Consider the following 20,594-nt stretch of genomic DNA (forward strand, 5'->3'; position numbering starts at 1 on the left):
GGCTCCCGCGAATGGAATGCGTGTTAAAGGGAATTCAGGAACGCCAGCAACGCAGCGCGTTGCTCGGCATTGAAAGACAAAACCTGTTGCTGCGCCGCTTTTGCCTCGCCGCCATGCCAGAGCACGGCTTCGAGCAGGTTGCGGGCGCGGCCGTCGTGCAGGAACTGGGTGTGGCCGCTGACCGCCTGTGTCAGGCCTATGCCCCACAACGGCGGGGTACGCCATTGGCGGCCGCTGGCCTGGAACTCGGTACGGTTGTCGGCCAGGCCGTCGCCCATGTCATGCAACAGCAGATCGCTGTACGGGCGAATCACTTGATTGGCCAGTTCAGGTTCGGCGGCGTTGGCGGCGGTGGTGTATTTCGGTGTGTGACAGGACTGGCAACCGGCCTGATAAAACAGGGTCTTGCCGGCCAGCACTTCAGGTGCGCTGACGTCACGACGGGCCGGTACGGCGAGGTTTCGGCTGTAGAACAGCACCAGGCGCAGGATGTTGTCGCTGACTTCCGGCTCGCCGTTGGGGCCATTGCCACTGGGTGCCTGTTTGCAAGCCGTTTGCGCGTCCGTGCAGTCATCAACGGGTCTTAGGCTGGTCGTGAGTCCCATATCACCCGAAAACGCGTGGACATTCTGTTGATTGAGATTCGGTTGTCCGGCTTTCCAGCCAAATCGTCCCAGAACGGTCTTCTGTTGGGCGTCATCCCAGACCCGGTTCGGGCGTCCGCTGATGCCGTTGTTCGCCTTGGCCTGTGCCTCGGCGTTGGCCAGGATTGCTTCGTCGGGGATCGCTTCGAGCAAGCCCAGGCCAATCATCGGCGGCGCCACGCGGGCCGAGAAACGGGTGTCGGGGTGCATCGGGCCGTAGCCCAGCTGGGTGATGTTCAGGCTCGGTTTGCGCAACTCGACTTCGGTGCCGTCCTTGAAGCGAACCGGCACGGCGGTGTAATCGACCCGCACTTTGCCTTCGGGGGCCACGCCGGGTACGGCCATGTCCTGGAACTGACCGCCGTAGACGGGCTCCGGCACTACACCGAGCTGTTCGATGACCTTGGCATACACCGGGGCGTCGGGAATCGACAGTCGTACCAGCATCGACACGGCGTTCACATCGTCGGGAGTCGGCGGATGGCCGCGGCCGTCCTTGATGTGGCAGCCCTGGCAGGCATTGGTGTTGAACAGTGGACCGAGGCCATCGCGAGCGGTCGTCGTCGACGGGGCGATCACCCAAGGGCTGCGGATGAAACTGTTGCCGACACTGAAATCCACGCGCCGTGACGGCGGCAGGTTCGCCGAGGGCATGGAAAACGCGTTCTGATCGGTCTTGCGCACCGTCGCACTGCCGCCGGAGCGGGCTTCACCAGGCTCGGCCTGGGTGAATTTCGGGGCGTCATCGCAGGCACTCAGGCCCAGGGCCAGAAACAGTGCGGACAAGCGAAGAGGCAGCGAGGGCATCAGACATCCTGCAAGACGAGCAAAACAAGGGCGCAAAGTCTAACAGGGGATGGGAATTTGAATAAGAGGAATTATCGTTTGCTTGATGTGGGACAGGTAATTTGGCTTGCCCATAATCCCCTGTAGGAGCGAGCCTGCTCGCGATTGCAATGTGTCATCCAAAACTGATGTCGACTGACATGGCCCCATCGCGAGCAGGCTCGCTCCTACAGTTGTTTGTGTTATGGCCGACAAAAAAGGCGACCCGAAGGTCGCCTTATTACTCACTCAGCCAGCATTGATCAGAATTCGTGATCAGCGTTGTCCGGGTTCAGGTCGTTGATGCCCAGTTTGCCAGCGGCGGCTTCGATCGAACCGGTCTGCTTGACCAGGGAAGCGATGGCGTCACGGACGATCTGATTGCCCGCGGTGTTGCCGGCAGCGATCAATTGGTCGTAGTGCTCACCCTTGTTGGCATGGTCGACCATGACCTGAAGCTTGGCTTCAGTGGCGGCCAGGTCGTCTTTGAGCGCGGTGTCGGCAGCCGGGTCGGCTTTGGCCACCAGGGACGACAGGCTGGCGCCGGTCATTTTGGTGCCATCAACACGGGTGTATTCGCCCAGGTACACGTTACGAATGCCCTTGGCATCGTAGAAGTGCGAGTTGTGGGTGTTGTCGCTGAAGCAATCCTGTTCGTCTTCCGGGGAGTTGGCTTCCAGGGAAACCTTCATGCGCTCGCCCGCCAGTTCGCCGAGGGACAGGCTGCCCATGCCGAACAGCATTTTGCGCAGGCCGGTTTCAGCCGGTTCCGCTTCCAGGGTGGCGCGGTAGTTGTCGGCCACGTTCGGCTTCCAGTTGCCGACCATTTCTTCCAGGTCGCTGACCAGCAGCTGAGTCACGGACTTCAGGTAGGCACGACGACGATCGTTGTGGCCGCCGGTAGCGCCTTTGCCTTCCAGGTAGTCCGAAGCCGGACGGTTGCCGGCGCCAGGGCCGGTGCCGTTCAGGTCCTGGCCCCAGAGCAGGAATTCGATGGCGTGGTAGCCGGTGGCGACGTTGGCCTCGGAACCGCCCAGCTCGTTCAGGCTGGCGAGTTTTTCCGGGGTGATGTCTTTGACATCGACCTTGTCTTCGCCGATCTGCACTTTAGTGTTGGCGATGATGTTGGCAGTGGCGCCCGGGTTGCCCAGGGCGTGTTCGTAGGATTTGTCGACGTAGTCGATCAGGCCTTCGTCCAGCGGCCAGGCGTTCAGCTGACCTTCCCAGTCGTCAACGATGGTGTTACCGAAGCGGAACACTTCGCTCTGCAGGTAAGGCACGCGAGCGGCAACCCAGGCAGCCTTGGCGGCTTTCAGGGTGTCGGCGTTCGGCTTGGCGAGGAAGGCGTCTACGGCGGTTTGCAGGGTCTTCGCGGTGGATTCGGCATCGCTGTAAACGGCGAAAACGATGTCGGCGTAATGGGCGACAACGGCTTTGGCGGCGGCTTCGTCGACTTTACCGGCAGCGGCAGGCGCAGCGGCTGGAGCAGCCGGGGCAGCGGCAGTGCTGGCAGCTGGCGCGGCAGCTTTTTCCTGGTCTTTACCTTCGCCACAACCGGCGAGGGAAATAGCGATGGCCAACAGACTGGCGGTAGCCAGAGGCATACGAATCATGGCGAACATCCTGCTTCGTTAGGGGTGGTGTCGTGCTATGCGCACGCAAAACTGCGACATAATGCAAATCTTTCGCATTATGTGTAAAGGGTTGTACCTGTAAATATTTCTTATTCACTGTGGGAGCGAGCCTGCTCGCGATGGACGTGAACGATGACGCGTTCATTCTGAATGAGCGTATTGCTCTCAGGTTCATCGCGAGCAGGCTCGCTCCTACAGGGATTTACAAAATAGCGGCGTTGCTGCGTTGGGCTTGCTTCAGGTATAGGCCCAGTTCCCGTGCCGGCAACGGCTTGCTGTAGTGATAGCCCTGACCTTCGTGGCAGCCTTCGGAAATGATGTAGGCCTCTTGCTCGGCGGTTTCCACGCCCTCGGCAATCACCTGCATGCCCAGGCTCTTGCCCAGCTGGATGATGGCGCGAACGATGGTCGCATCGTCGTCGTCATCGAGCAGGTCCTGAACGAAGCTCTTGTCGATCTTGATCTTGTCCAGCGGCAGGCTCTTGAGATAACTCAAGGACGAATAGCCGGTTCCGAAGTCGTCGATGGCGATCAGCGCGCCGGAGCGGCGCAGGCTGAGCAAGTGCTGGGCCGCGGTGCTGATGTCTTCCATCAGGCCGGTTTCGGTGACTTCCAGTTCCAGGCTGCGCGGCGGCAGGCGATACATCTGCAGCAGGTTGTTGACCACCCGTGGCAGTTCGGCGTGGTGCAGTTGAACCGTAGACAGGTTCACCGCCATGCGCAGGTCGGAGAAGCCCTGGTCATGCCACTCGCGCAGTTGTTTGCAGGCCTGGTCCAGCACCCATTCGCCGATGGCAATGATGGTGCCGTTCTGTTCGGCCAGGGGGATGAACAGGTCTGGCGGCACCATACCGTGCTCGGGGTGTTGCCAGCGAATCAGGGCTTCGACACCCACCACACGGTTGTCGCGATAGCTGATCTGCGGCTGGTAGACGAGGTAGAACTGATTGCGGATCAACGCATCGCGCAGGTCTTTTTCCAGCTCGCGGCGGCGGCGCATTTCGGTGTCGACGCTGGCGATATAGAACTGATAGCGGTTGCGCGAACGGGTCTTGGCCAGCGTCATGGTCTGCTCGGCCTTTTGCAGCAACTTTTCGGTGCTGTTGCCGTCCTCGGGAAACAGGGTGATGCCGATGGTGGCGCGCAGGCGGATCTCCTGATGGTCAAGGGCAAACGCCGCTTCCAGATCATCGAGAATGCTTTGCGCCAGCTCGGCGGCTTCGTAGGGCTGTTCGATGTCGGCCTGGACCAGGGCGAACTGGTCGCCACCTAGGCGGGCGAGGGCGCCCAGGCGCCCGCTATGACCGCGCAGGCGATCGGCCAAGGCCAGCAACAACTGGTCGCCGGTCTGATAGCTGAACTGCTCGTTGATGCCCTTGAAGTCATCCAGGCCGACACACAACACGGCGACCCGGCGCTGCAATTTGCCGGCATCGATGAGGATCTTGTCCAGTTGCTGCTGCAATTGCTGGCGGTTCGGCAGCCCCGTCAGGAAATCGTACTGGGACATGCGCACCAGGCTGTTTTCCGCTTCGTGGCGCAGATGGGTATTGCGTTCGATGGATTCGAGCAACTGGTTGGCGGTGTTGATCCAGATGCCCAGTTCGTTATTCTCGTGCCCCTTGAGCAGCGGAATCTTGTGTTCGCTGGGGCGATCCGGATTGATTTCCGTGAGGTGCTCGATGATCCGCGACAGCGGCTTGGTCAGCAGCCAGTGGTAGACCAGATACAACACCAGCCCCATGGCGAGCGCGCGCAGTACGCCGGAAATGAAGATGATCACCGAGCTGACAATGAACTCTTGGCCGTAGGTGGCGGTATCGAGGGTGATGCTCAGGTCGCCGTAATACTCGCTGTAGGGCCCGCGACCGACCAGCTGGGTGGTGAAGGTGCGTTCCTTGCCAAGAATCAGGTCGGTCAGCCAGCGACTGTTGGAGTGCTGCAACTCTCGGGATTTTTGCGCGAGCATGGCTTCGTTGGGATGGCCGATGGAGGCCTTGCGCACGGCGGCGTCCTGAAACAGGCCCTCGATCACCTGCATGCCCATTTCCCGGTCCAGGCTATAGACGGCCTGGGTCGAGGGGTCGCGAAACATGTCGAGGATGCGTTCGGCATCGCTGGCGACGGCCTGGCGTGTTTTATAGGCATCGAACACAATCTGCGCGCAGCTCAAGACCACGCCGACGATCAATGCCGACAGGAGCACGACCCGGAGTAACTTCACCGACAAGCTGTTCTTGAGTTCCAGCTTCAAAGGGTTATTCCTTGTTCCGTGCGGGTAGCATCAAGTTGCCATGAGTATTGGCAATCCCGTGATGGCAGTCAAAGGGACTATCACCCTTGGGGGATTTTGCCTTCAGCTTGGCCGATTTGCAGTTGTCTTGACGAGTTAGCCTATTAGCACTGTGTCGGTTGTCGAGTCCTTCAACTTGAGGGGCGGGGTGGAGATATTTTCCTTTTGTTTGATGTTAGTCGTCCGCGGCGTTGGGGCAAGGGGGGCAAGACTTGTTTCATCATGGGAAATTGTCCTGGGTTGCTCGCTCAGGCGGCCTGATAGCCGACCTGATTTCGCGGATGTATTACTCCGTAGGAGCTGCCGAAGGCTGCGATCTTTTGATCTTGTTTGTCAGTAATTCAGTAATAAAGCCAAAAGATCGCAGCCTCGTTGCACTCGACAGCTCCTACGGGGAAATGCGTACGCATGAAGAACCAGGCCTGACAGCCGACCAATTTCTTGCAGATGTCCCCGATCCCTGTGGGAGCTGGCTTGCCTGCGATGGCGGCCTGACAGCCGACCAATCTCCCACGTCTCTAAGCTGATTGTTCCCACGCTCCCGCGTGGGAACGCTGCCAGAGAAACTCCGCGTTACGTTTTTGCGGGTTGACGCGGTGTAGGAAACCGCCAGAAGTTTCCCACGCAGTTTTCAGGTTGCCCGTCGGAAGCGGACTCAATAGCCTCTGAGGGTCGCTGAAAACTCAGCGATCGGGTGTGAGAACCCGGCGAGTCATAGTCATCCAGTGCCAGTATCCGCATAATTGCCGCCAGCTTATCCGCTGTCTGTAAATGCGTTATGGCGGCTGTGTGCGGGCAGACTTTTGTCTGGCCGGGTGCCTATGACCGGTTTCTCACCTCGCACATAGCTGCCACCTCTTTGCCGTGTGAGAACGGCAATGGGTGGCACCCACCGCATAGGAATATTTCAGTGGATAAATTAATCCCCGATCCGCCCTTAAATACAGCCAAACCCTACACCCCCAACACCATGTTCATGATCGTCCCGGATATGGATACCGAATCCCTGCTGGCCCACGCTTGTGAGTCATTGGCTTCGGCCAACGTCATGGCGAGTGATTTCGCCACCTTCCTGACCGGCCCTCAGCGCAATACGGCGTTGGCCATTGCGCAGATCATCATGCTGGCGGAGCTGGCGGTGAATCGTGCGTTGGATAACGTCGATCCACAGTAGTTGGCAGGCTGAACGCGTTATCGTTCTTCGCAAGCAGGCTCGCTCCCACTGGCTCGGTGGTGACCTGTGGGAGCGAGCCTGCTCGCGAAGACGGCGGGACAATCACCACCGTTCCTTTGCTCATACTTCTTCCATAAAAAAACCCGGCTAAAAAGCCGGGTTTTTTTGACTGGCGTCGAGCTTAAGCGGTGAAGGTTTTGCCTTCGAACTGCTCAGCCACGAACTTCCAGTTGACCAGGTTCCAGAACGCTTCGACATACTTCGGACGCAGGTTGCGGTAGTCGATGTAGTAAGCGTGCTCCCAGACGTCGCAGGTCAGCAGCGGGGTGTCGCCGTTGGTCAGCGGGTTGCCGGCGCCGATGGTGCTGGCCAGGGCCAGGGAACCGTCAGCCTTTTTCACCAGCCAGCCCCAACCGGAACCGAAGGTGCCGATGGACGTCTTGCTGAACTCTTCCTTGAACTTGTCGAACGAACCGAAAGCCGCGTTGATGGCTTCAGCCAGAGCGCCGGTTGGTTGACCGCCGGCGTTTGGCGCCAGGCAGTTCCAGTAGAAAGTGTGGTTCCAGACCTGAGCGGCGTTGTTGAAGATACCGCCCGAGGAAGTCTTGACGATTTCTTCCAGGGTCTTGCCTTCGAACTCGGTGCCTGGCACCAAGTTGTTCAGGTTCACGACGTAGGTGTTGTGGTGCTTGTCGTGGTGGAACTCCAGGGTTTCCTTGGAGATGTGCGGCTGCAGGGCATCGTGTGCGTACGGCAGTGGCGGCAATTCGAAAGCCATGATGATTCTCCTAATCAGGTCAGTTGCGGTGAGCGCAAGGCCGATCACGGGCGGCCAGACAAGCGCCGGGGAGTTTGTACTCTTTGCGGCGCAGGGAGTCGGATCATAGCACCGGGGGGGCGGCATAACCACGCAACAACTGTGTGGAATAGAGGTTCCGCCAATCAGCTGGCCGCGATCAGTTGCAGCGCTACGGCAAACATCATCACCGCCACCAACAGATCGAGAATTCGCCAGGTGCTCGGGCGGGCGAGCCACGGTGCCAGCCATGCCGCACCAAGGGCCAAGGTGAAAAACCACAACAGCGAGGCACTGGCCGCGCCGACTACATAAGCGCCGGGCTCGGTTTGTTGAGCGCCCAGGGAGCCGATCAGCAAAACGGTGTCCAGATAGACGTGCGGATTGAGCAAGGTCACCGCCAGCGCGCTGAGCATGACTGCCCGCAGCGAGCGTACGGTCTGGTTTTCGCCCTGCTCAAGGCTCTGCTTCGAAAAGGCCCGGCGCAGTGCCTGGCTGCCGTACCACAACAGGAACGCTGCGCCGCCCCAGCGGGCAATGGCCAGCAGCGTCGGGTTCTGCGCCAGCACCGTCGCCAGGCCAAATACCCCGGCAGCCACCAACAGGGCGTCGCAGGCCACGCAGAGCGCCGCCACCGGCAGGTGATGTTCACGCCGCAGGCTTTGCGCCAGGACAAACGCATTCTGGGTGCCGATCGCCATGATCAGGCCGAAGGCCACCAACAGGCCGTTCACATAACTTTGCCACATGATTTTTTACTCCGCGTTGGCTGCCAGATCCCGCAGCACTTGCAGGGCACGGTCGGCGTCGGCCTGGCCGACAAACAGATGGTCGTGGTAGTAGCCGGCAATCACGTTGCAGCTGATTCCTGCCTGGCCAAGCGCCGTGGCGAATGCGGCGGTCAGGCCGACCGCTTCGAGGGCTGAATGTACGTTCAAGGTGATCCAGGCGGCGATGTAGTCGAAGCTGAACCCGGCCTTTACGGCACGGGAACGTTCGAGAATCACGGTCAGGCCTTCCTGCTCGCGAAAGCTGCCGACAATTTCCAGATCCGTAGGCAACTTGCCGTCGCGCAAAGTGCAGAACACGTATTCGCCAGCGTTGAGCTGCGGGCTCATGCTGCGCAGCAGCGTTGCCAATGAAGTTTCGCCAGCCATGTGGGTGATCCTTGTTCAAGAGTTCATGCTGGTCATTGTCCTTGTGAAGGCTGTATAAGAAAAACCAATCTTGCTGATCGCTCATTAGGAAAACTGATGTTCGACTATAAATTGCTTTCTGCCCTGGCCGCCGTGGTCGAACAGGCCGGTTTTGAACGGGCGGCCCAGGTGCTGGGCTTGTCGCAATCGGCGATCTCCCAGCGCATCAAGCTGCTGGAAGCGCGGGTTGGCCAACCGGTGCTGGTGCGGGCCACGCCGCCAACGCCGACGGAAATCGGTCGGCGGTTGCTCAACCATGTGCAGCAGGTGCGATTGCTTGAACGGGATCTGCAAAGCCTGGTGCCGGCGCTGGATGAAGAGGGCCTGCCGGAACGCCTGCGGATCGCCCTGAACGCGGACAGCCTGGCCACCTGGTGGGCGCAGGCGGTGGGCGAGTTTTGCGCGGAACAGCATCTGCTGATGGATCTGGTGGTCGAAGACCAGACCGTCGGCCTCAAGCGCATGCGCGCCGGTGAAGTGGCGGCCTGCGTCTGCGCCAGCGAGCGCCCTGTGGCGGGTGCGCGCAGCGTGTTGCTGGGGGCCATGCGTTACCGTGCGCTGGCCAGCCCCGCCTTTATTGCCCGGCATTTTCCGCAGGGCGTACGCGCCGATCAGTTGTCCCGGACCCCGGCGCTGGTGTTTGGTCCGGACGACTTCCTGCAGCATCGCTACCTTGCGTCCCTGGGCGTCGAGGGCGGTTTCGAACACCATTTGTGCCCGTCCTCCGAAGGTTTCATTCGTCTGACGGAAGCCGGGCTGGGCTGGGGGCTGGTCCCGGAACTGCAGGTACGCGAGCAACTGCAAAGGGGCGTATTGCAGGAGCTGCTGCCAGATAAGCCGATCGATGTGCCGCTGTACTGGCATCATTGGCGTAATGGCGGTCAGTTGCTGGGGCTGCTCACCGATCAATTGGTCAGCGCATCGAAGCAATGGCTGGTGCCCTTGGACTGACGCGCAGCGTCAAGACCTCACGTAATACGCAAAACGAAATATTCGGAGCAATTCATGAAGATTCTGGTTACCGGCGCAAGCGGCTTCATCGGCGGGCGCTTTGCGCGTTTTGCCCTGGAGCAGGGCCTGGACGTGCGGGTCAACGGTCGCCGGGCCGAGAGTGTGGAGCATCTGGTACGCCGCGGAGCCGAGTTCATCCCGGGCGACTTGAGCGACCCGGAACTGGCGCGCGAGCTGTGTTCGGACGTCGAGACCGTGGTGCATTGCGCCGGCGCAGTCGGTTTGTGGGGACGTTATCAGGACTTCCATCAGGGCAACGTCCAGGTCACCGAGAACGTGGTCGAAGCCTGCCTGAAGCAACGGGTTCGGCGGCTGGTGCATTTGTCGTCGCCGTCGATCTACTTCGATGGTCGCGATCACCTGGGTCTGACCGAAGAACAGGTGCCCAAGCGCTTCAAGCACCCTTTCGCCGCTACCAAGTACCTGGCCGAACAAAAAGTCTTCGGCGCCCAGGAGTTCGGCCTCGAAACCCTGGCCCTGCGCCCGCGTTTCGTCACCGGGGCCGGCGACATGAGCATCTTCCCGCGCCTGTTGAACATGCAGCGCAAGGGGCGCCTGGCAATCATCGGCAACGGTCTGAACAAAGTTGATTTCACCAGCGTGCAAAACCTCAACGAAGCGTTGCTCAGCAGTTTGCTCGCCAGCGGTTCTGCGCTGGGCAAGGCTTACAACATCAGCAACGGCACGCCGATTCCCCTGTGGGACGTAGTCAATTACGTCATGCGCAACATGGAAGTCCCACAGGTAACCCGCTACCGTTCCTACGGCCTGGCCTACAGTGTGGCGGCGCTCAACGAAGGGGTGTGCAAGTTGTGGCCGGGGCGTCCCGAACCGACGCTGTCGCGTCTGGGCATGCAGGTCATGAACAAAAATTTCACCCTGGACATCAGCCGCGCCCGGCATTATCTGGATTACGATCCCAAGGTCAGCCTCTGGACGGCCCTCGATGAATTCTGTGGCTGGTGGAAGGCTCAGGCTATTCGATGATGTCAGGACAACGACCCCTTACTGAACCGGATACGGGACTTCAGGGTCAATGGTTACGGCTGTGGGGTTTATACTGCGCGGCATAAAGCCATCATTTGTTTCACTAAGGTTGATTCAATGTCCATGCGTAACGATGCCAACGACGACTTCGACGATGTACCGAGCTTGCGTGCAGACGTTCTCGACGACGATTTTCCGCCCACTGCCCGCACGGTCGTGCATTCGCGCACGGCGCCGGTGGTGAAGGTCAAGGCGGCGAGCACCGGCCCCCTGTGGGCGTTGGTCGGGGCGCTGATCTTTGCGTTCGCGGGCCTGGCCTGGTGGAGCTTCCAGCAGATCTCCCTGATGGAACAGCAACTGGTGGCGACCCAGGAAAGCTTCGCGCGGATCAGTGAGGAAGCGGCAGGGCGCTTGCAGGATATTTCCGGAAAGGTTGTTGCCAGCCAGACCAACGTCACCACTGACAGCGAGGCCTTGAAACTGCAAATCCGCCAGCTGGAAAGCAAGCTCCAGGACCAGAGCGCCCAACAGCAAGGTGTTGCCGGCCAGGCCTCGGACCTGGACAAGCGACTGGCACAGATGACCGCGCAAACCAGCGAACTGGACAAGCGTCTGGTGCAGTTGACTGCCCAGGACACCGAACATCAGACGGCCAATACGCAGTTGCAGGCCCAGGTCAAAGCCTTGAGCGCTGAATTGGCCGCCCTGAAAAGTGCCCCGTCCGACGCTGAAAAACTCGATGCACAGCTGAAAAGCCTGGGCGCCGATATTGTCTCGCTGAAAAAGCAAGGCAACCCGAGCGCTGCCATCGAACGTCTTGAGCAAGACATGATTGTGCTCAAAAGCGAACAGGACAATCGCCCGGCCGCCGCGCAGGGTTCGACCAACACTGCCGAGTTCGATGCCTTCCGCAGTCAGGTCACCCGCAACATCAATACCCTTCAGGCGCAGATCCAGAACCTTCAACAGCAACTGCGCGCGCGGCAGTAATTGACCGCTACAGGAACATCAGAAGGATCCATACAAATCCCATTGCCGTCTACGCTCTTGAAACACCACCGGGAACGAGGGATGCGCAATGGGGTTACTGCATAGGTTCGCCTTGCTGTGCGGCATGTTTTTGCTGTACCTGGGCCAGGTGCAAGCCGCCGGGACGGAAAAGGACGACAGCAAGGCGGCCATCGCTCTGCTGGAAAAAGCCCTGGCTTACTACCACGAGAATGGCGACAAGGCCTTTGCTGCGTTCAGCCGCCAGGGTGAGTTTGTCGACAAGGACCGATATGTCTTTGTGCTCGACACCAAGGGCGTGATGCTTGCCAGCGGCGGGCCGTCGTCGGCGCTGATTGACCGGGACGTGTCGCAAGTGCTCGGGCCGGATTTGCAGAAAACCTTCAAGGACGCCCTGAAAGTGCCGGAAGGCAATGGCATTCAGCAGGCGGAATATCGCTGGCAGAACTGGAGCGACGGCAAGGTCGAGCGCAAGCATGTCTACTACCAGCGCATCGGCCAGCGGATTCTGGCGGTCGGTTATTACCTGCCACGGGCCTCCGCCGAACAGGCCATGGCCTTGCTGAATAAAGCGGCAACCGATCTGGCCAAAGACGAAAAGGGCACCCTGACGGCGATCAATTCCCTCAAGGGCGGCTACCTGCAGGATGACCTGTACGTATTTGTCGTCGACCTGGACACCCAGCGTTACGTGGCCCACGGCACCAACCTGCGGCTGATCAATACCGACTTCAGCAAGATCCTGGACCCGGAAGGCAAACCGGTGGGCGAGCCGATTCTGGCATTGATGGCCCAGCAGGATGATGGCGAATACGAATATCGCTGGAAAAACCCGGTGACCGGCAAGGTCGAGAACAAACATGCCTACCTGAAGAAGGTCGGGCATTTTCTGGTGGCGGTCGGGTATTACAGCCCTTGAATGGTAGTGGCTGTGAGACCGCTATCGCGAGCAGGCTCGCTCCCACATTGGATCTCCAGTGATTGCAGAGTTTGTGTACGCCAGAGAACCTGTGGGAGCGAGCCTGCTCGCGAAGGCGGGCGACTCGGTCTATCTAGCGAACCTTGTCCTCGCGCCCGCGCAACAACATGTTCGGCATGGCAATCGCCGCCGCCAGCCCCAGCAGTGAAACGGCGGCGCTGACCGTCAGCAGATGCCGGAACGTCAGCAACAATTCGGCACGCAAGGCGTTCTGCGCATCACCCGGCGCGGCATTCAACCCGTCCAGCAACACATTCCCCGAACTGCCTTCGGCAATCAGTGACGAACTGGCCAGGTGCGCGAAACTCGAATCCTGCAACAACGCCAACAGCAGCGCCGACATCAACGCCACACCCACGGCACCACCCAGCGAACGGAACAGATTGGTGGTGCTGGTGGCCACGCCGATGTCTCGCTGCTCCACCGAGTTCTGCGTGCCGACCAATGACGTCGGGAACTGCATGCCGGAGGCAATCCCGCAGAGAAGCATGAACAGACTGCTCAAGACGAACGCCTGCGGCGGGCTGAATGCCATGCCGATAATCGAGACAGGCATCAGCGCTGCACCGGCAAGGATCATCGGTTTGTAGCGCCCGGTCACCGAGGTGCGGCGGCCGGCGAAATACGCGCCGATCGGCAAACCCATGGCCAGCGGCAGCAGGTGCAGGGCGGCGCTGTCGGCACCGGCGCCGGTGACGCTCTGAAAGCGCAGCGGCATCAATACGATCAGCGAGATGGCCTGGAAACTGGTGAAGAAAATCGTGCACCAACACAGGATCGCGTTGCGGTTGGCGAACAGATGCATGGGCAGCAACGGCTCCCGTGCCCGCCGCTCGTGGACGACAAACAGCCCCAGCACCAGCACTGCACTAGCCAGCAGCGCCAACACTTCGGCACTGCGCCACGAATGGCCCTGACCGACCTGCGTTATGCCCAGTAACAACGCCGTCAGCCCGATGATCATCAGCACGGTGCCCAGGTAATCGATGATCGGTTTGCGTTGCGGAATCGGCAGGCCCACCAGCGTGCGATGGGCCACCAGCCAGGCACCCAGGCCCAGCGGCAGGTTGATCAGGAACACCCAGCGCCAGGACAGGTATTCGGTCATGTAGCCGCCAAGCACCGGGCCGGCCACGCTGGCCACGGCATACATGCTGCTGAAATAGCCCTGGTAACGACCGCGCTCCCGTGGCGGCACGATGTCACCGATGATCGCCTGGCTCACCGAGATCATTCCGCCGGCGCCGATGCCCTGGAGGATCCGCGCCAGCACCAGTTGCTCCATGCTCTGGGCCATGCCGCAGAACACCGACGCCAGGGTGAACAGGCCCATGCCAAACAGCATCAGCTTGCGCCGCCCGTACAGGTCGCCCAGTTTGCCGTAGATTGGCACCGCCACGGTCATGGCCACCATGTAGCCGGAAATCACCCAGGCCAGCAGGCTGACGTCCTTGAATTGCGCGGAAATGGCCGGCATCGAAACGGCGACGATGGTCTGGTCCAGCGCCCCGAGAAAGATCGCCAGCATCAGGGCGATCAGCACGCTGCGGATCGCTGGTTTAGGCGTTTCAGGCTGGTGGAGATTGGTCACGGGAAAACCTGCGGGCAGTGATTGACCCGCAAGTGGCAAGGCGAGCGGGGATGCTCGCCAGTGTAAGTCGGTAGGAAGCTATTCGATAGCCTCATAAGGAAGCCCGACATAGTTTTCTGCAATGGTTTTTCGACCCGCTTCGGAGCCGACAAAATACTCCAGCTCCGATTCGGCAATGCGCTGGCTGAACGCATCGTGGTCGTCGAAACGGTGCAGCATCGAGGTCATCCACCAGGAAAACCGCTCGGCCTTCCACACCCGACGCAGGCAGATTTCCGAATATTTCTCCAGCAGATCAAGGCGATCTTCGCGGTAAACCTTGAGCAGGATATTGAACAGCGTACTGACGTCACTGGCCGCCAGGTTCAGGCCCTTGGCGCCAGTGGGCGGGACAATGTGCGCGGCATCGCCGACCAGGAACATGCGCCCGTATTGCATCGGTTCGACGACGAAGCTGCGCAGTGGCGCGATGCTTTTTTCGATGGATGGACCCGTTACCAGTTTGTCCGCCAACTGTTGTGGCAGTCGCGACTTGAGTTCGTCCCAGAAGCGTTGATCCGACCAGTTATCCACATGATCGCTGGTGGGTACTTGCAGGTAATAACGGGTGCGTGTCGGCGAGCGCATGCTGCACAGGGCAAAACCGCGCTCATGGCGGGCGTAGACCAGCTCTTCGTGGACCGGCGGGGTATCGGCCAGGATCCCGAGCCAGCCGAACGGATAGATCCGTTCGAATACTTTCAGGCTGTCGGCGGGAATCGATTGCCGCGCCACTCCATGGAAGCCGTCGCAACCGGCGATGTAGTTGCAATCGAGACGATACAGCTCGCCGTCCTTCTCAAAAGTGACAAACGCTTCGTCGGTTTTCATGCCGTGGGGAACGACGTTGTCGGCTTGATAAATCGTCTGCGCGCCAGCCTCCCGACGAGCGGCCATCAGGTCGCGGGTGACTTCGGTCTGGCCGTAGATCATCACGGTCTTGCCACCCGTCAGGGCGTGCAGATCGATGTGTACCTGGCGTCCGTCGAGGGCCAGTTCGAAGCCGCCATGCACCAGTCCCTCGGCGTCCATGCGCTGACTCACGCCAGCCTGACGCAACAGCTCTACCATGCCTTGTTCAAGCACGCCGGCGCGGATTCGACCGAGTACATAGTCCGGGGTCTGACGTTCGAGAATGAGGGTGTCGATTCCGGCATTGTGCAGCAATTGGCCGAGCAACAAGCCAGAAGGGCCGGCGCCAATGATGGCGACTTGGGTTTTCAGCGTTTTCATTGTTCTTATGACTCGCAAGCTTCACGCGACCAGGGCCGGTGAATGATTTTTATGGATCGAGTGCTTGCATTTTTCCCTTGCGGGTCTGTCAATTGAAGGTGAAAACTGAGCCGATAGCTGTACATTCTGCCAATCGGTGCGATTATCGCCCGCCATCTACTCCGAGGCCTGGATTGAAGTGATGAACAAGCCTGACCTGCCTTCGATTCCAGTGTTCAAGCTCTACGGTGAAAGCCTGGATTGGCCGACCCCGGACTTGCTGCACTGTGAAACCATTTCCAAACGCAGTCGCGAACATCATTGGGAAATCAAACCGCACCGCCATGCTGACTTGTGCCAGTTGCTCTTCGTATTCAAAGGTCAGGCAGAGCTTGAAATCGAAGGCAAGCGAACGCAACTGGTGGAGCCGGCGATCCAGATCCTGCCACCGCTGTCGGTGCACGGCTTTCGCTTTTCCGAGGACGTGGAAGGGTTTGTCGTGACCCTGGCCGCGCCGCTGATCGCCCACCTGCAGATGCAGTTGGGGCAATCGGTCAATGCCCTGGCCCAGTCCGAAAGCTACCCGGCAGGCAAGGACGCCGAGTACCTCAACAGCCTGTTCAGTGCCTTGCAGAACGAATACACTAGCCATCAACCGGCGCGGGAAATGCTCATGCATTCACTGGTCAGCGTGATCGTGGTGTGGGTCAGCCGCCAGGTGATCCAGCGACGCACCGCCATGGCGCGACCGCAGCGGGCCCGGGAATACCTCAACGGGTTTATTCAGCTGGTGGAAGAGACCTATCGCCAGCACGTCAAGGTCGAGGACCTGGCGCACCGGCTGGGGATTTCCGTATCCCACCTCAATGGCACCTGCCGTGAGCTGGCGGGGCAACCGGCGTTGCAGATCATGCACGAACGGCAATTGCTGGAGGCCAAGCGTTTGCTGACCTACACCAGCATGACCATTTATGAAATGTCCGACGTGTTGGGGTTTTCCGATCCGACCAACTTCACGCGCCTGTTCCGGCGTCGAGTGGGGATTTCGCCCAAAGCATTTCGTGACCGCTTGAAGGCCGATCAGGACAACGAAGCCTGACCCCCTTCGTTACCGGAGGGTGTTGAAGGTAGCGTTGTGGGGGATGCAGCGCTCGAAGTTGCAGCTCGCGGCTTCACGGGGCAGATTGCGCAACTGCTCGACGCGCCAGGCCGCAGCGCCATACAGCCCGAGTGTGACCGCACAGGTGATGAAAATCGCGAGGTATCTTCTTGTTCTGATGTTCATGGCGTTGACCTCTGAACGAATACCTGTCGGTATTACTTTGAGCATAGGTCAGCGCCATTGAGTTGCCAGCAATAGCGCGGTATTCAGAACACTGATCACCCCTGTGGGAGCGAGCCTGCTCGCGATGGCGTCGTGTCAGTCAGCAACCCTTTTTGAATGATCCACCGCTATCGCGAGCAGGCTCGCTCCCACATTTTCGATCCGGTTACAGGCCGATATCCCACGCCGGTTCTTCCGGAAATCTAAGCACCAGAAAATCCAGCAAGGTGCGCAACGCCGCCGGCATGTGCTTGCGTGAGGCATACACCGCATACACGTTCATTTGCCGGGGTTCGGCCGTCGGCAGCAGGCGAATCAATTCGCCGCTGTGGAGGTGCACGCCGGCCTGGTACGTGGGCAGCATCGCCACCCCGGCGCCGGCGATCGTTGCGCGCAGCAGCGTGCTGGCCTCGTTGGCGCTGATGTTGCCCTGCACCGGTACAGAAACCTGCTCGCCGTCCTGTTCGAAATGCCACAGGCTTTTGCCGAAGTAGGAGTGGGTCAGGCAATTGTGCAGGCTCAGGTCCTCGACCCGTTGCGGCGCCGGGTGCTCGCGCAAGTAAGCGGGGGACGCGCAGATCACCGAGCGGCAAACCGTCAGGCGGCGGGCGATCAGGTTCGGGTCCAGGTCGTTGCTGGTGCGGATCGCCAGGTCGATGCGCTCATCCACCAGGTTCACGGTGCGGTCGAGCATCTGCATGTCGATGCTGACGCCGGGGTAGCGTCGGACATAGGCGGCCATGGCATCGGCCAGTTGCGCCTGGCCGAAGGAGGTGCTGGCGCTGATCCGCAGCAGGCCGCGCGGCGCGTCATCCGGTTCGCTGACGGCGGCCTGCATGTCCGTGGACAAATCGAGCATCTGCCGACAGCGGGGCAGGATCTCGTTGCCGGCGGCGGTGAGGCTCAACTTGCGTGTGGTGCGATGCATCAGGCGCGCGCCGATCCAGTCCTCCAGTTCCGCCAGATACCGCGATACCACCGGCCGTGACAGCTCCAGATGATCGGCGGCGGCCGACTGGCTGCCGAGGTCGACCACCGTGACGAACACGCGCATTGCTTGAAGACGATCCATGATTTGCCCGCTTTCAGAAACAAACTATGTTCAAGCATCGCATTTTTTGTACTGAGTCAGGCAACTAAGCTCTGTTCCTCTGTAGGAGCGAGCTTGCTCGCGATGGACGTTAACGATAACGCGGGTTACCGGTTAAACGCGGCGTCTTTGAGTCCATCGCGAGCAAGCTCGCTCCTACAAGGGACCACGACAGCCATTGTAATACGGAGCAACAGATGATCGGTTTCACCACTTTAAAGCGCATTTTACTGGTAGGAGTCGCCCTCGGTTTCGCCGCCCATGCAGCCGCCTCGACCCTGACGCTGGATGTCTACAACCCCGGCGAAAAAGCCATCTTCCCGGTGACCTCGGTGCTGGTCAGTGGTGAGAAAGAAGCGATCCTGGTGGATGCGCAATTCGGCAAGTCCCAGGCCGAACAGGTGGTGGAAAAAATCCGCGCTAGCGGCAAGCAACTGACCACCATCTACATCAGCCATGGCGATCCGGATTACTACTTCGGCCTCGATACCCTGACGGCCGCGTTCCCCAAGGCCAAGGTCCTCGCCTCGCAGCCGACCGTCGACCACATCAAGCGAACCGTCGACGGCAAACTGGCGATCTGGGGCCCGAAAATGGGTGCCGACGTGCCGGCCAAAACCATCGTGCCTGGTGTGCTCAAGGGTGACAGCCTGATCCTTGAAGGGCAGAAGTTGCAGGTGGTGGGTCTTGAGGGCCCGCAGCCGGATCGCAGCTTTGTGTGGATTCCGTCGATCAAGGCAGTCGTGGGTGGTGTCGTGGTGGCGCAAAACATCCACGTGTGGATGGCGGACACGCAAACGCCACAGTCCCATGCCGATTGGTTGGCTACGCTGCATTCCATTGAAACCCTGAAACCGCAGACCGTGGTGCCGGGTCATTACCTCGGCGAGAGCGATCGCTCCCTGGCCGCCGTGCAGTTCACCGCCGCTTACATCAAGGCTTTCGACGAAGAAACCGCCAAGGCCAAGGATTCCGCCGCGCTGATCGCGGCGATGAAAAAACGCTTCCCGACCCTGGGTGATGAAAGCTCCCTGGAACTGAGCGCCAAGGTCGCCAAGGGCGAGATGAAGTGGTAACCCGCCTCAACTGAAATCCAAGAAGCTCAACCCACTGGAGAACGTCATGAGCAAAATCGCAATCATCGGTGCCACCGGTCGTGCCGGTAGCCAACTGCTGGAAGAAGCCCTGCGCCGCGGTCACAGCGTTACCGCCATCGCCCGTGATACGTCGAAAATCGACCCGCGTGAAGGTGTGGCCGGCAAGGCCGTCGATGCCCTTGATGCCGCTGCGTTGCAAGCTGCAATTGCGGGCCATGACGTGGTCATCAGCGCGGCGCACTTCGCCACGCTGCCTGCCAACGCAGTCGTTGACCCGGTGAAAAAAGCTGGGGTCAAACGTCTGCTGGTGGTGGGCGGGGCGGGTTCGCTGCTATTGCCCGATGGCACTCGAGTGATCGATAGCGAAGGTTTCCCTGAGGCTTACAAGGCAGAGGCCAGTGCCGGTGCCGAATTCCTCGCAATCTTGCGTGAAGAGCGGGATCTGGACTGGACCTTCCTGTCGCCATCGGCCGAATTTGTCGAGGGCGATCGCAGCGGGAAATTTCGCCTCGGTCAGGATGATTTGCTGGTGAGCAGCGCAGGGCGCAGCTGGATTACCTTTGCCGACTACGCGATTGCGATGCTCGACGAAGTGGAAGCGCCGAAGCATTCGCGGCAGCGGTTTACTGTCGGGTACTGAGTTCAATGATCACCTGTAGGAGCGAGCCTGCTCGCGATAGCGGCGGAGCAGTCAACATTGATTTCGAATGTGAAGCCGTCATCGCGAGCAGGCTCACTCCTACAGGGTGGAGCATCAGAGTTATACGGTTTTACCGCGACTGCGCCTGCTCCACCAACCAGCCCATCAATTCCATCAACTTCGGCGAAGGCCCGGGTTTTTCGGGGAATACCAGGTAATACGCCAGCCCCGTTGTCACCTTCAATTCGAAAGGCATGACCAGCCGCCCGGCATTCAGGTCATCGCCGATCAGCGACCAGTCGCCAATCGCCACCCCCGTTCCCTGGGACGCCATCGACATCGCCAGGTCCAGTGTTTCGAAATGCTGGCCCTTGCCGACATTGGTCAAATGCACATCCGCGGCTTTCAACCAGGCCTTCCAGTCCCGCTCGTCGCGGGTCGGGTGCAGCAACAGGTGTTGTTGCAGATCCGCCGGTGTCTGCAGGGGCATGGGGCCTTCGAGCATCGGTCTGGAACACACAGGCGTGAGTTGTTCGTCGAAGAGTTTTTGCGACATCAATGAATCGTCTGGCGGTGCACCGTACATCACCGCTGCATCGAATTGCTCGCGATGAAAATCCACGCCGTGCTTGACCGTGGTGGTCAGTTCCACCGGCACGTCCGGGCGCTCCCTTTGCCATTGCAACAGACGCGGCAGCAACCAGCGCATGACGCAGGTTGGTGCCTTCAGTTGCAGGGTTTCGCGCTTCTCGCCGATCTGTTCAACGGCCTCGTCGATCAGGCCGAAAATCTGCTGGACCCGTGGCAGCCATTCCCGTCCCTCGGCTGTCAGGTCCAGGCCTCGGGCCAGGCGGATGAACAGCTCATAACCCAGATGATCTTCCAGCCCGGCGATCTGCCGACTCACCGCGCCTTGGGTGATGTGCAGCTGTTCGGCGGCCCGGGTGAAATTGCAGCACTGCGCGGTAATCAGAAAAGTGTGCAGCGCCGGCAGGGGAGGCAGTCGTTTCATTGGGATCCAAGGTATGACGTGAGGACATGGCTAGTATGACTT

19 protein-coding genes are annotated in these 20,594 nt (G+C 60.0%); 8 read left to right on the forward strand and 11 right to left on the reverse strand.

All coding sequences use genetic code 11. The features are described 5' to 3' along the window. Positions 1-23 precede the first annotated feature (23 nt). The 3 genes from WHX55_RS04985 to WHX55_RS04995 form a co-directional block, all read right to left on the reverse strand. Positions 24-1,451, reverse strand: a complete 1,428-nt coding sequence (locus tag WHX55_RS04985) for a di-heme oxidoredictase family protein (protein ID WP_353742157.1) — start codon at positions 1,449-1,451, stop codon at positions 24-26. Between the two features lie 281 nt (positions 1,452-1,732). Continuing rightward, complete coding sequence (locus WHX55_RS04990) at positions 1,733-3,082, reverse strand: imelysin family protein (protein WP_353742158.1); 1,350 nt, start codon at positions 3,080-3,082, stop codon at positions 1,733-1,735. Positions 3,083-3,305: 223 nt separating this feature from the next. Continuing rightward, positions 3,306-5,357: an EAL domain-containing protein gene (locus WHX55_RS04995; RefSeq protein ID WP_353742159.1), complete on the reverse strand. Its 2,052-nt coding sequence runs from the start codon at positions 5,355-5,357 to the stop codon at positions 3,306-3,308. A 943-nt stretch (positions 5,358-6,300) separates the two neighbouring features. Between WHX55_RS04995 and WHX55_RS05000 the strand changes: the two genes are divergently transcribed. Further along, entirely contained in the window at positions 6,301-6,570 is a 270-nt protein-coding gene (locus WHX55_RS05000) for a DUF6124 family protein (protein ID WP_224789051.1), read from the forward strand. Between the two features lie 181 nt (positions 6,571-6,751). Here WHX55_RS05000 and WHX55_RS05005 read toward each other — a convergent pair whose 3' ends face one another. The 3 genes from WHX55_RS05005 to WHX55_RS05015 all read right to left on the reverse strand — a co-directional run bounded on the left by WHX55_RS05005 (position 6,752) and on the right by WHX55_RS05015 (position 8,523). Next, a complete protein-coding gene (locus WHX55_RS05005; protein WP_008022038.1) occupies positions 6,752-7,348 on the reverse strand; it encodes a Fe-Mn family superoxide dismutase in 597 nt (198 codons plus the stop codon). Between the two features lie 164 nt (positions 7,349-7,512). Continuing rightward, positions 7,513-8,115 (reverse strand): LysE/ArgO family amino acid transporter, encoded by a 603-nt coding sequence (locus tag WHX55_RS05010; protein WP_353742160.1) that lies wholly within the window; start codon positions 8,113-8,115, stop codon positions 7,513-7,515. 6 nt (positions 8,116-8,121) lie between these two features. Further along, positions 8,122-8,523, reverse strand: a complete 402-nt coding sequence (locus WHX55_RS05015; protein ID WP_150754837.1) for an ACT domain-containing protein — start codon at positions 8,521-8,523, stop codon at positions 8,122-8,124. Between the two features lie 96 nt (positions 8,524-8,619). Between WHX55_RS05015 and WHX55_RS05020 the strand changes: the two genes are divergently transcribed. From WHX55_RS05020 to WHX55_RS05035, 4 genes are all read left to right on the forward strand, one after another. Beyond that, the gene (locus WHX55_RS05020; protein WP_150754836.1) at positions 8,620-9,513 is read left to right on the forward strand and encodes a LysR family transcriptional regulator ArgP; all 894 of its coding nucleotides are present in this window, start codon (positions 8,620-8,622) and stop codon (positions 9,511-9,513) included. 54 nt (positions 9,514-9,567) lie between these two features. Beyond that, positions 9,568-10,560: an NAD(P)-dependent oxidoreductase gene (locus tag WHX55_RS05025; protein WP_150754835.1), complete on the forward strand. Its 993-nt coding sequence runs from the start codon at positions 9,568-9,570 to the stop codon at positions 10,558-10,560. Between the two features lie 117 nt (positions 10,561-10,677). Beyond that, positions 10,678-11,550: an ATPase gene (locus tag WHX55_RS05030; protein WP_150754834.1), complete on the forward strand. Its 873-nt coding sequence runs from the start codon at positions 10,678-10,680 to the stop codon at positions 11,548-11,550. Between the two features lie 88 nt (positions 11,551-11,638). Then, entirely contained in the window at positions 11,639-12,487 is an 849-nt protein-coding gene (locus WHX55_RS05035; protein ID WP_150754833.1) for a cache domain-containing protein, read from the forward strand. A gap of 133 nt (positions 12,488-12,620) precedes the next feature. On the opposite strand, the gene WHX55_RS05040 is transcribed toward WHX55_RS05035, so the two are convergent. Both WHX55_RS05040 and pobA read right to left on the reverse strand, forming a co-directional pair. Continuing rightward, a complete protein-coding gene (locus tag WHX55_RS05040; protein WP_150754832.1) occupies positions 12,621-14,138 on the reverse strand; it encodes an MDR family MFS transporter in 1,518 nt (505 codons plus the stop codon). 78 nt (positions 14,139-14,216) lie between these two features. After that, the gene (pobA, locus tag WHX55_RS05045) at positions 14,217-15,410 is read right to left on the reverse strand and encodes a 4-hydroxybenzoate 3-monooxygenase (protein WP_150754831.1); all 1,194 of its coding nucleotides are present in this window, start codon (positions 15,408-15,410) and stop codon (positions 14,217-14,219) included. A 181-nt stretch (positions 15,411-15,591) separates the two neighbouring features. On the opposite strand from pobA, the gene WHX55_RS05050 reads away from it, so the two are divergent. After that, positions 15,592-16,488 carry a helix-turn-helix domain-containing protein gene (locus WHX55_RS05050; RefSeq protein WP_090457497.1) on the forward strand — a complete coding sequence of 299 codons (897 nt, stop codon included), beginning with the start codon at positions 15,592-15,594 and terminating at the stop codon, positions 16,486-16,488. A gap of 9 nt (positions 16,489-16,497) precedes the next feature. Here WHX55_RS05050 and WHX55_RS05055 read toward each other — a convergent pair whose 3' ends face one another. Both WHX55_RS05055 and WHX55_RS05060 read right to left on the reverse strand, forming a co-directional pair. Further along, on the reverse strand, positions 16,498-16,674 hold the full coding sequence (locus WHX55_RS05055) for a hypothetical protein (RefSeq protein ID WP_191624890.1): 177 nt from the start codon (positions 16,672-16,674) through the stop codon (positions 16,498-16,500). A 205-nt stretch (positions 16,675-16,879) separates the two neighbouring features. Beyond that, a complete protein-coding gene (locus tag WHX55_RS05060) occupies positions 16,880-17,785 on the reverse strand; it encodes a LysR family transcriptional regulator (protein WP_353742161.1) in 906 nt (301 codons plus the stop codon). Positions 17,786-18,000: 215 nt separating this feature from the next. Between WHX55_RS05060 and WHX55_RS05065 the strand changes: the two genes are divergently transcribed. Together WHX55_RS05065 and WHX55_RS05070 are read left to right on the forward strand one after the other, a co-directional pair. After that, complete coding sequence (locus WHX55_RS05065; RefSeq protein ID WP_353742162.1) at positions 18,001-18,879, forward strand: MBL fold metallo-hydrolase; 879 nt, start codon at positions 18,001-18,003, stop codon at positions 18,877-18,879. Between the two features lie 46 nt (positions 18,880-18,925). Then, positions 18,926-19,540, forward strand: a complete 615-nt coding sequence (locus tag WHX55_RS05070; protein ID WP_353742163.1) for an NAD(P)-dependent oxidoreductase — start codon at positions 18,926-18,928, stop codon at positions 19,538-19,540. A 130-nt stretch (positions 19,541-19,670) separates the two neighbouring features. Here the strand turns inward: WHX55_RS05070 and WHX55_RS05075 are convergent, their stop codons facing one another. Then, positions 19,671-20,552, reverse strand: a complete 882-nt coding sequence (locus WHX55_RS05075) for a LysR substrate-binding domain-containing protein (protein ID WP_353742164.1) — start codon at positions 20,550-20,552, stop codon at positions 19,671-19,673. Between the last annotated feature and the right edge of the window lie 42 nt (positions 20,553-20,594).

This window comes from Pseudomonas fluorescens (genome assembly GCF_040448305.1).
In the GTDB taxonomy this organism is placed as follows: Bacteria; Pseudomonadota; Gammaproteobacteria; order Pseudomonadales; family Pseudomonadaceae; genus Aquipseudomonas; species Aquipseudomonas fluorescens_BH.

Excerpts from the sequence above, each read along its gene's own strand:
- WHX55_RS05020 (WP_150754836.1), top strand. The coding sequence starts at position 8,620 with ATGTTCGACTATAAATTGCTTTCTGCCCTGGCCGCCGTGGTCGAACAG.
- WHX55_RS05035 (WP_150754833.1), top strand. The coding sequence starts at position 11,639 with ATGGGGTTACTGCATAGGTTCGCCTTGCTGTGCGGCATGTTTTTGCTG.
- WHX55_RS05015 (WP_150754837.1), bottom strand. The coding sequence starts at position 8,523 with ATGGCTGGCGAAACTTCATTGGCAACGCTGCTGCGCAGCATGAGCCCG.
- WHX55_RS05060 (WP_353742161.1), bottom strand. The coding sequence starts at position 17,785 with ATGGATCGTCTTCAAGCAATGCGCGTGTTCGTCACGGTGGTCGACCTC.
- pobA (WP_150754831.1), bottom strand. The coding sequence starts at position 15,410 with ATGAAAACGCTGAAAACCCAAGTCGCCATCATTGGCGCCGGCCCTTCT.
- WHX55_RS05050 (WP_090457497.1), top strand. The coding sequence starts at position 15,592 with ATGAACAAGCCTGACCTGCCTTCGATTCCAGTGTTCAAGCTCTACGGT.
- WHX55_RS05010 (WP_353742160.1), bottom strand. The coding sequence starts at position 8,115 with ATGTGGCAAAGTTATGTGAACGGCCTGTTGGTGGCCTTCGGCCTGATC.
- WHX55_RS05030 (WP_150754834.1), top strand. The coding sequence starts at position 10,678 with ATGTCCATGCGTAACGATGCCAACGACGACTTCGACGATGTACCGAGC.
- WHX55_RS05055 (WP_191624890.1), bottom strand. The coding sequence starts at position 16,674 with ATGAACATCAGAACAAGAAGATACCTCGCGATTTTCATCACCTGTGCG.
- WHX55_RS04985 (WP_353742157.1), bottom strand. The coding sequence starts at position 1,451 with ATGCCCTCGCTGCCTCTTCGCTTGTCCGCACTGTTTCTGGCCCTGGGC.
- WHX55_RS04990 (WP_353742158.1), bottom strand. The coding sequence starts at position 3,082 with ATGATTCGTATGCCTCTGGCTACCGCCAGTCTGTTGGCCATCGCTATT.
- WHX55_RS05070 (WP_353742163.1), top strand. The coding sequence starts at position 18,926 with ATGAGCAAAATCGCAATCATCGGTGCCACCGGTCGTGCCGGTAGCCAA.
- WHX55_RS05075 (WP_353742164.1), bottom strand. The coding sequence starts at position 20,552 with ATGAAACGACTGCCTCCCCTGCCGGCGCTGCACACTTTTCTGATTACC.
- WHX55_RS05065 (WP_353742162.1), top strand. The coding sequence starts at position 18,001 with ATGATCGGTTTCACCACTTTAAAGCGCATTTTACTGGTAGGAGTCGCC.
- WHX55_RS05005 (WP_008022038.1), bottom strand. The coding sequence starts at position 7,348 with ATGGCTTTCGAATTGCCGCCACTGCCGTACGCACACGATGCCCTGCAG.
- WHX55_RS05025 (WP_150754835.1), top strand. The coding sequence starts at position 9,568 with ATGAAGATTCTGGTTACCGGCGCAAGCGGCTTCATCGGCGGGCGCTTT.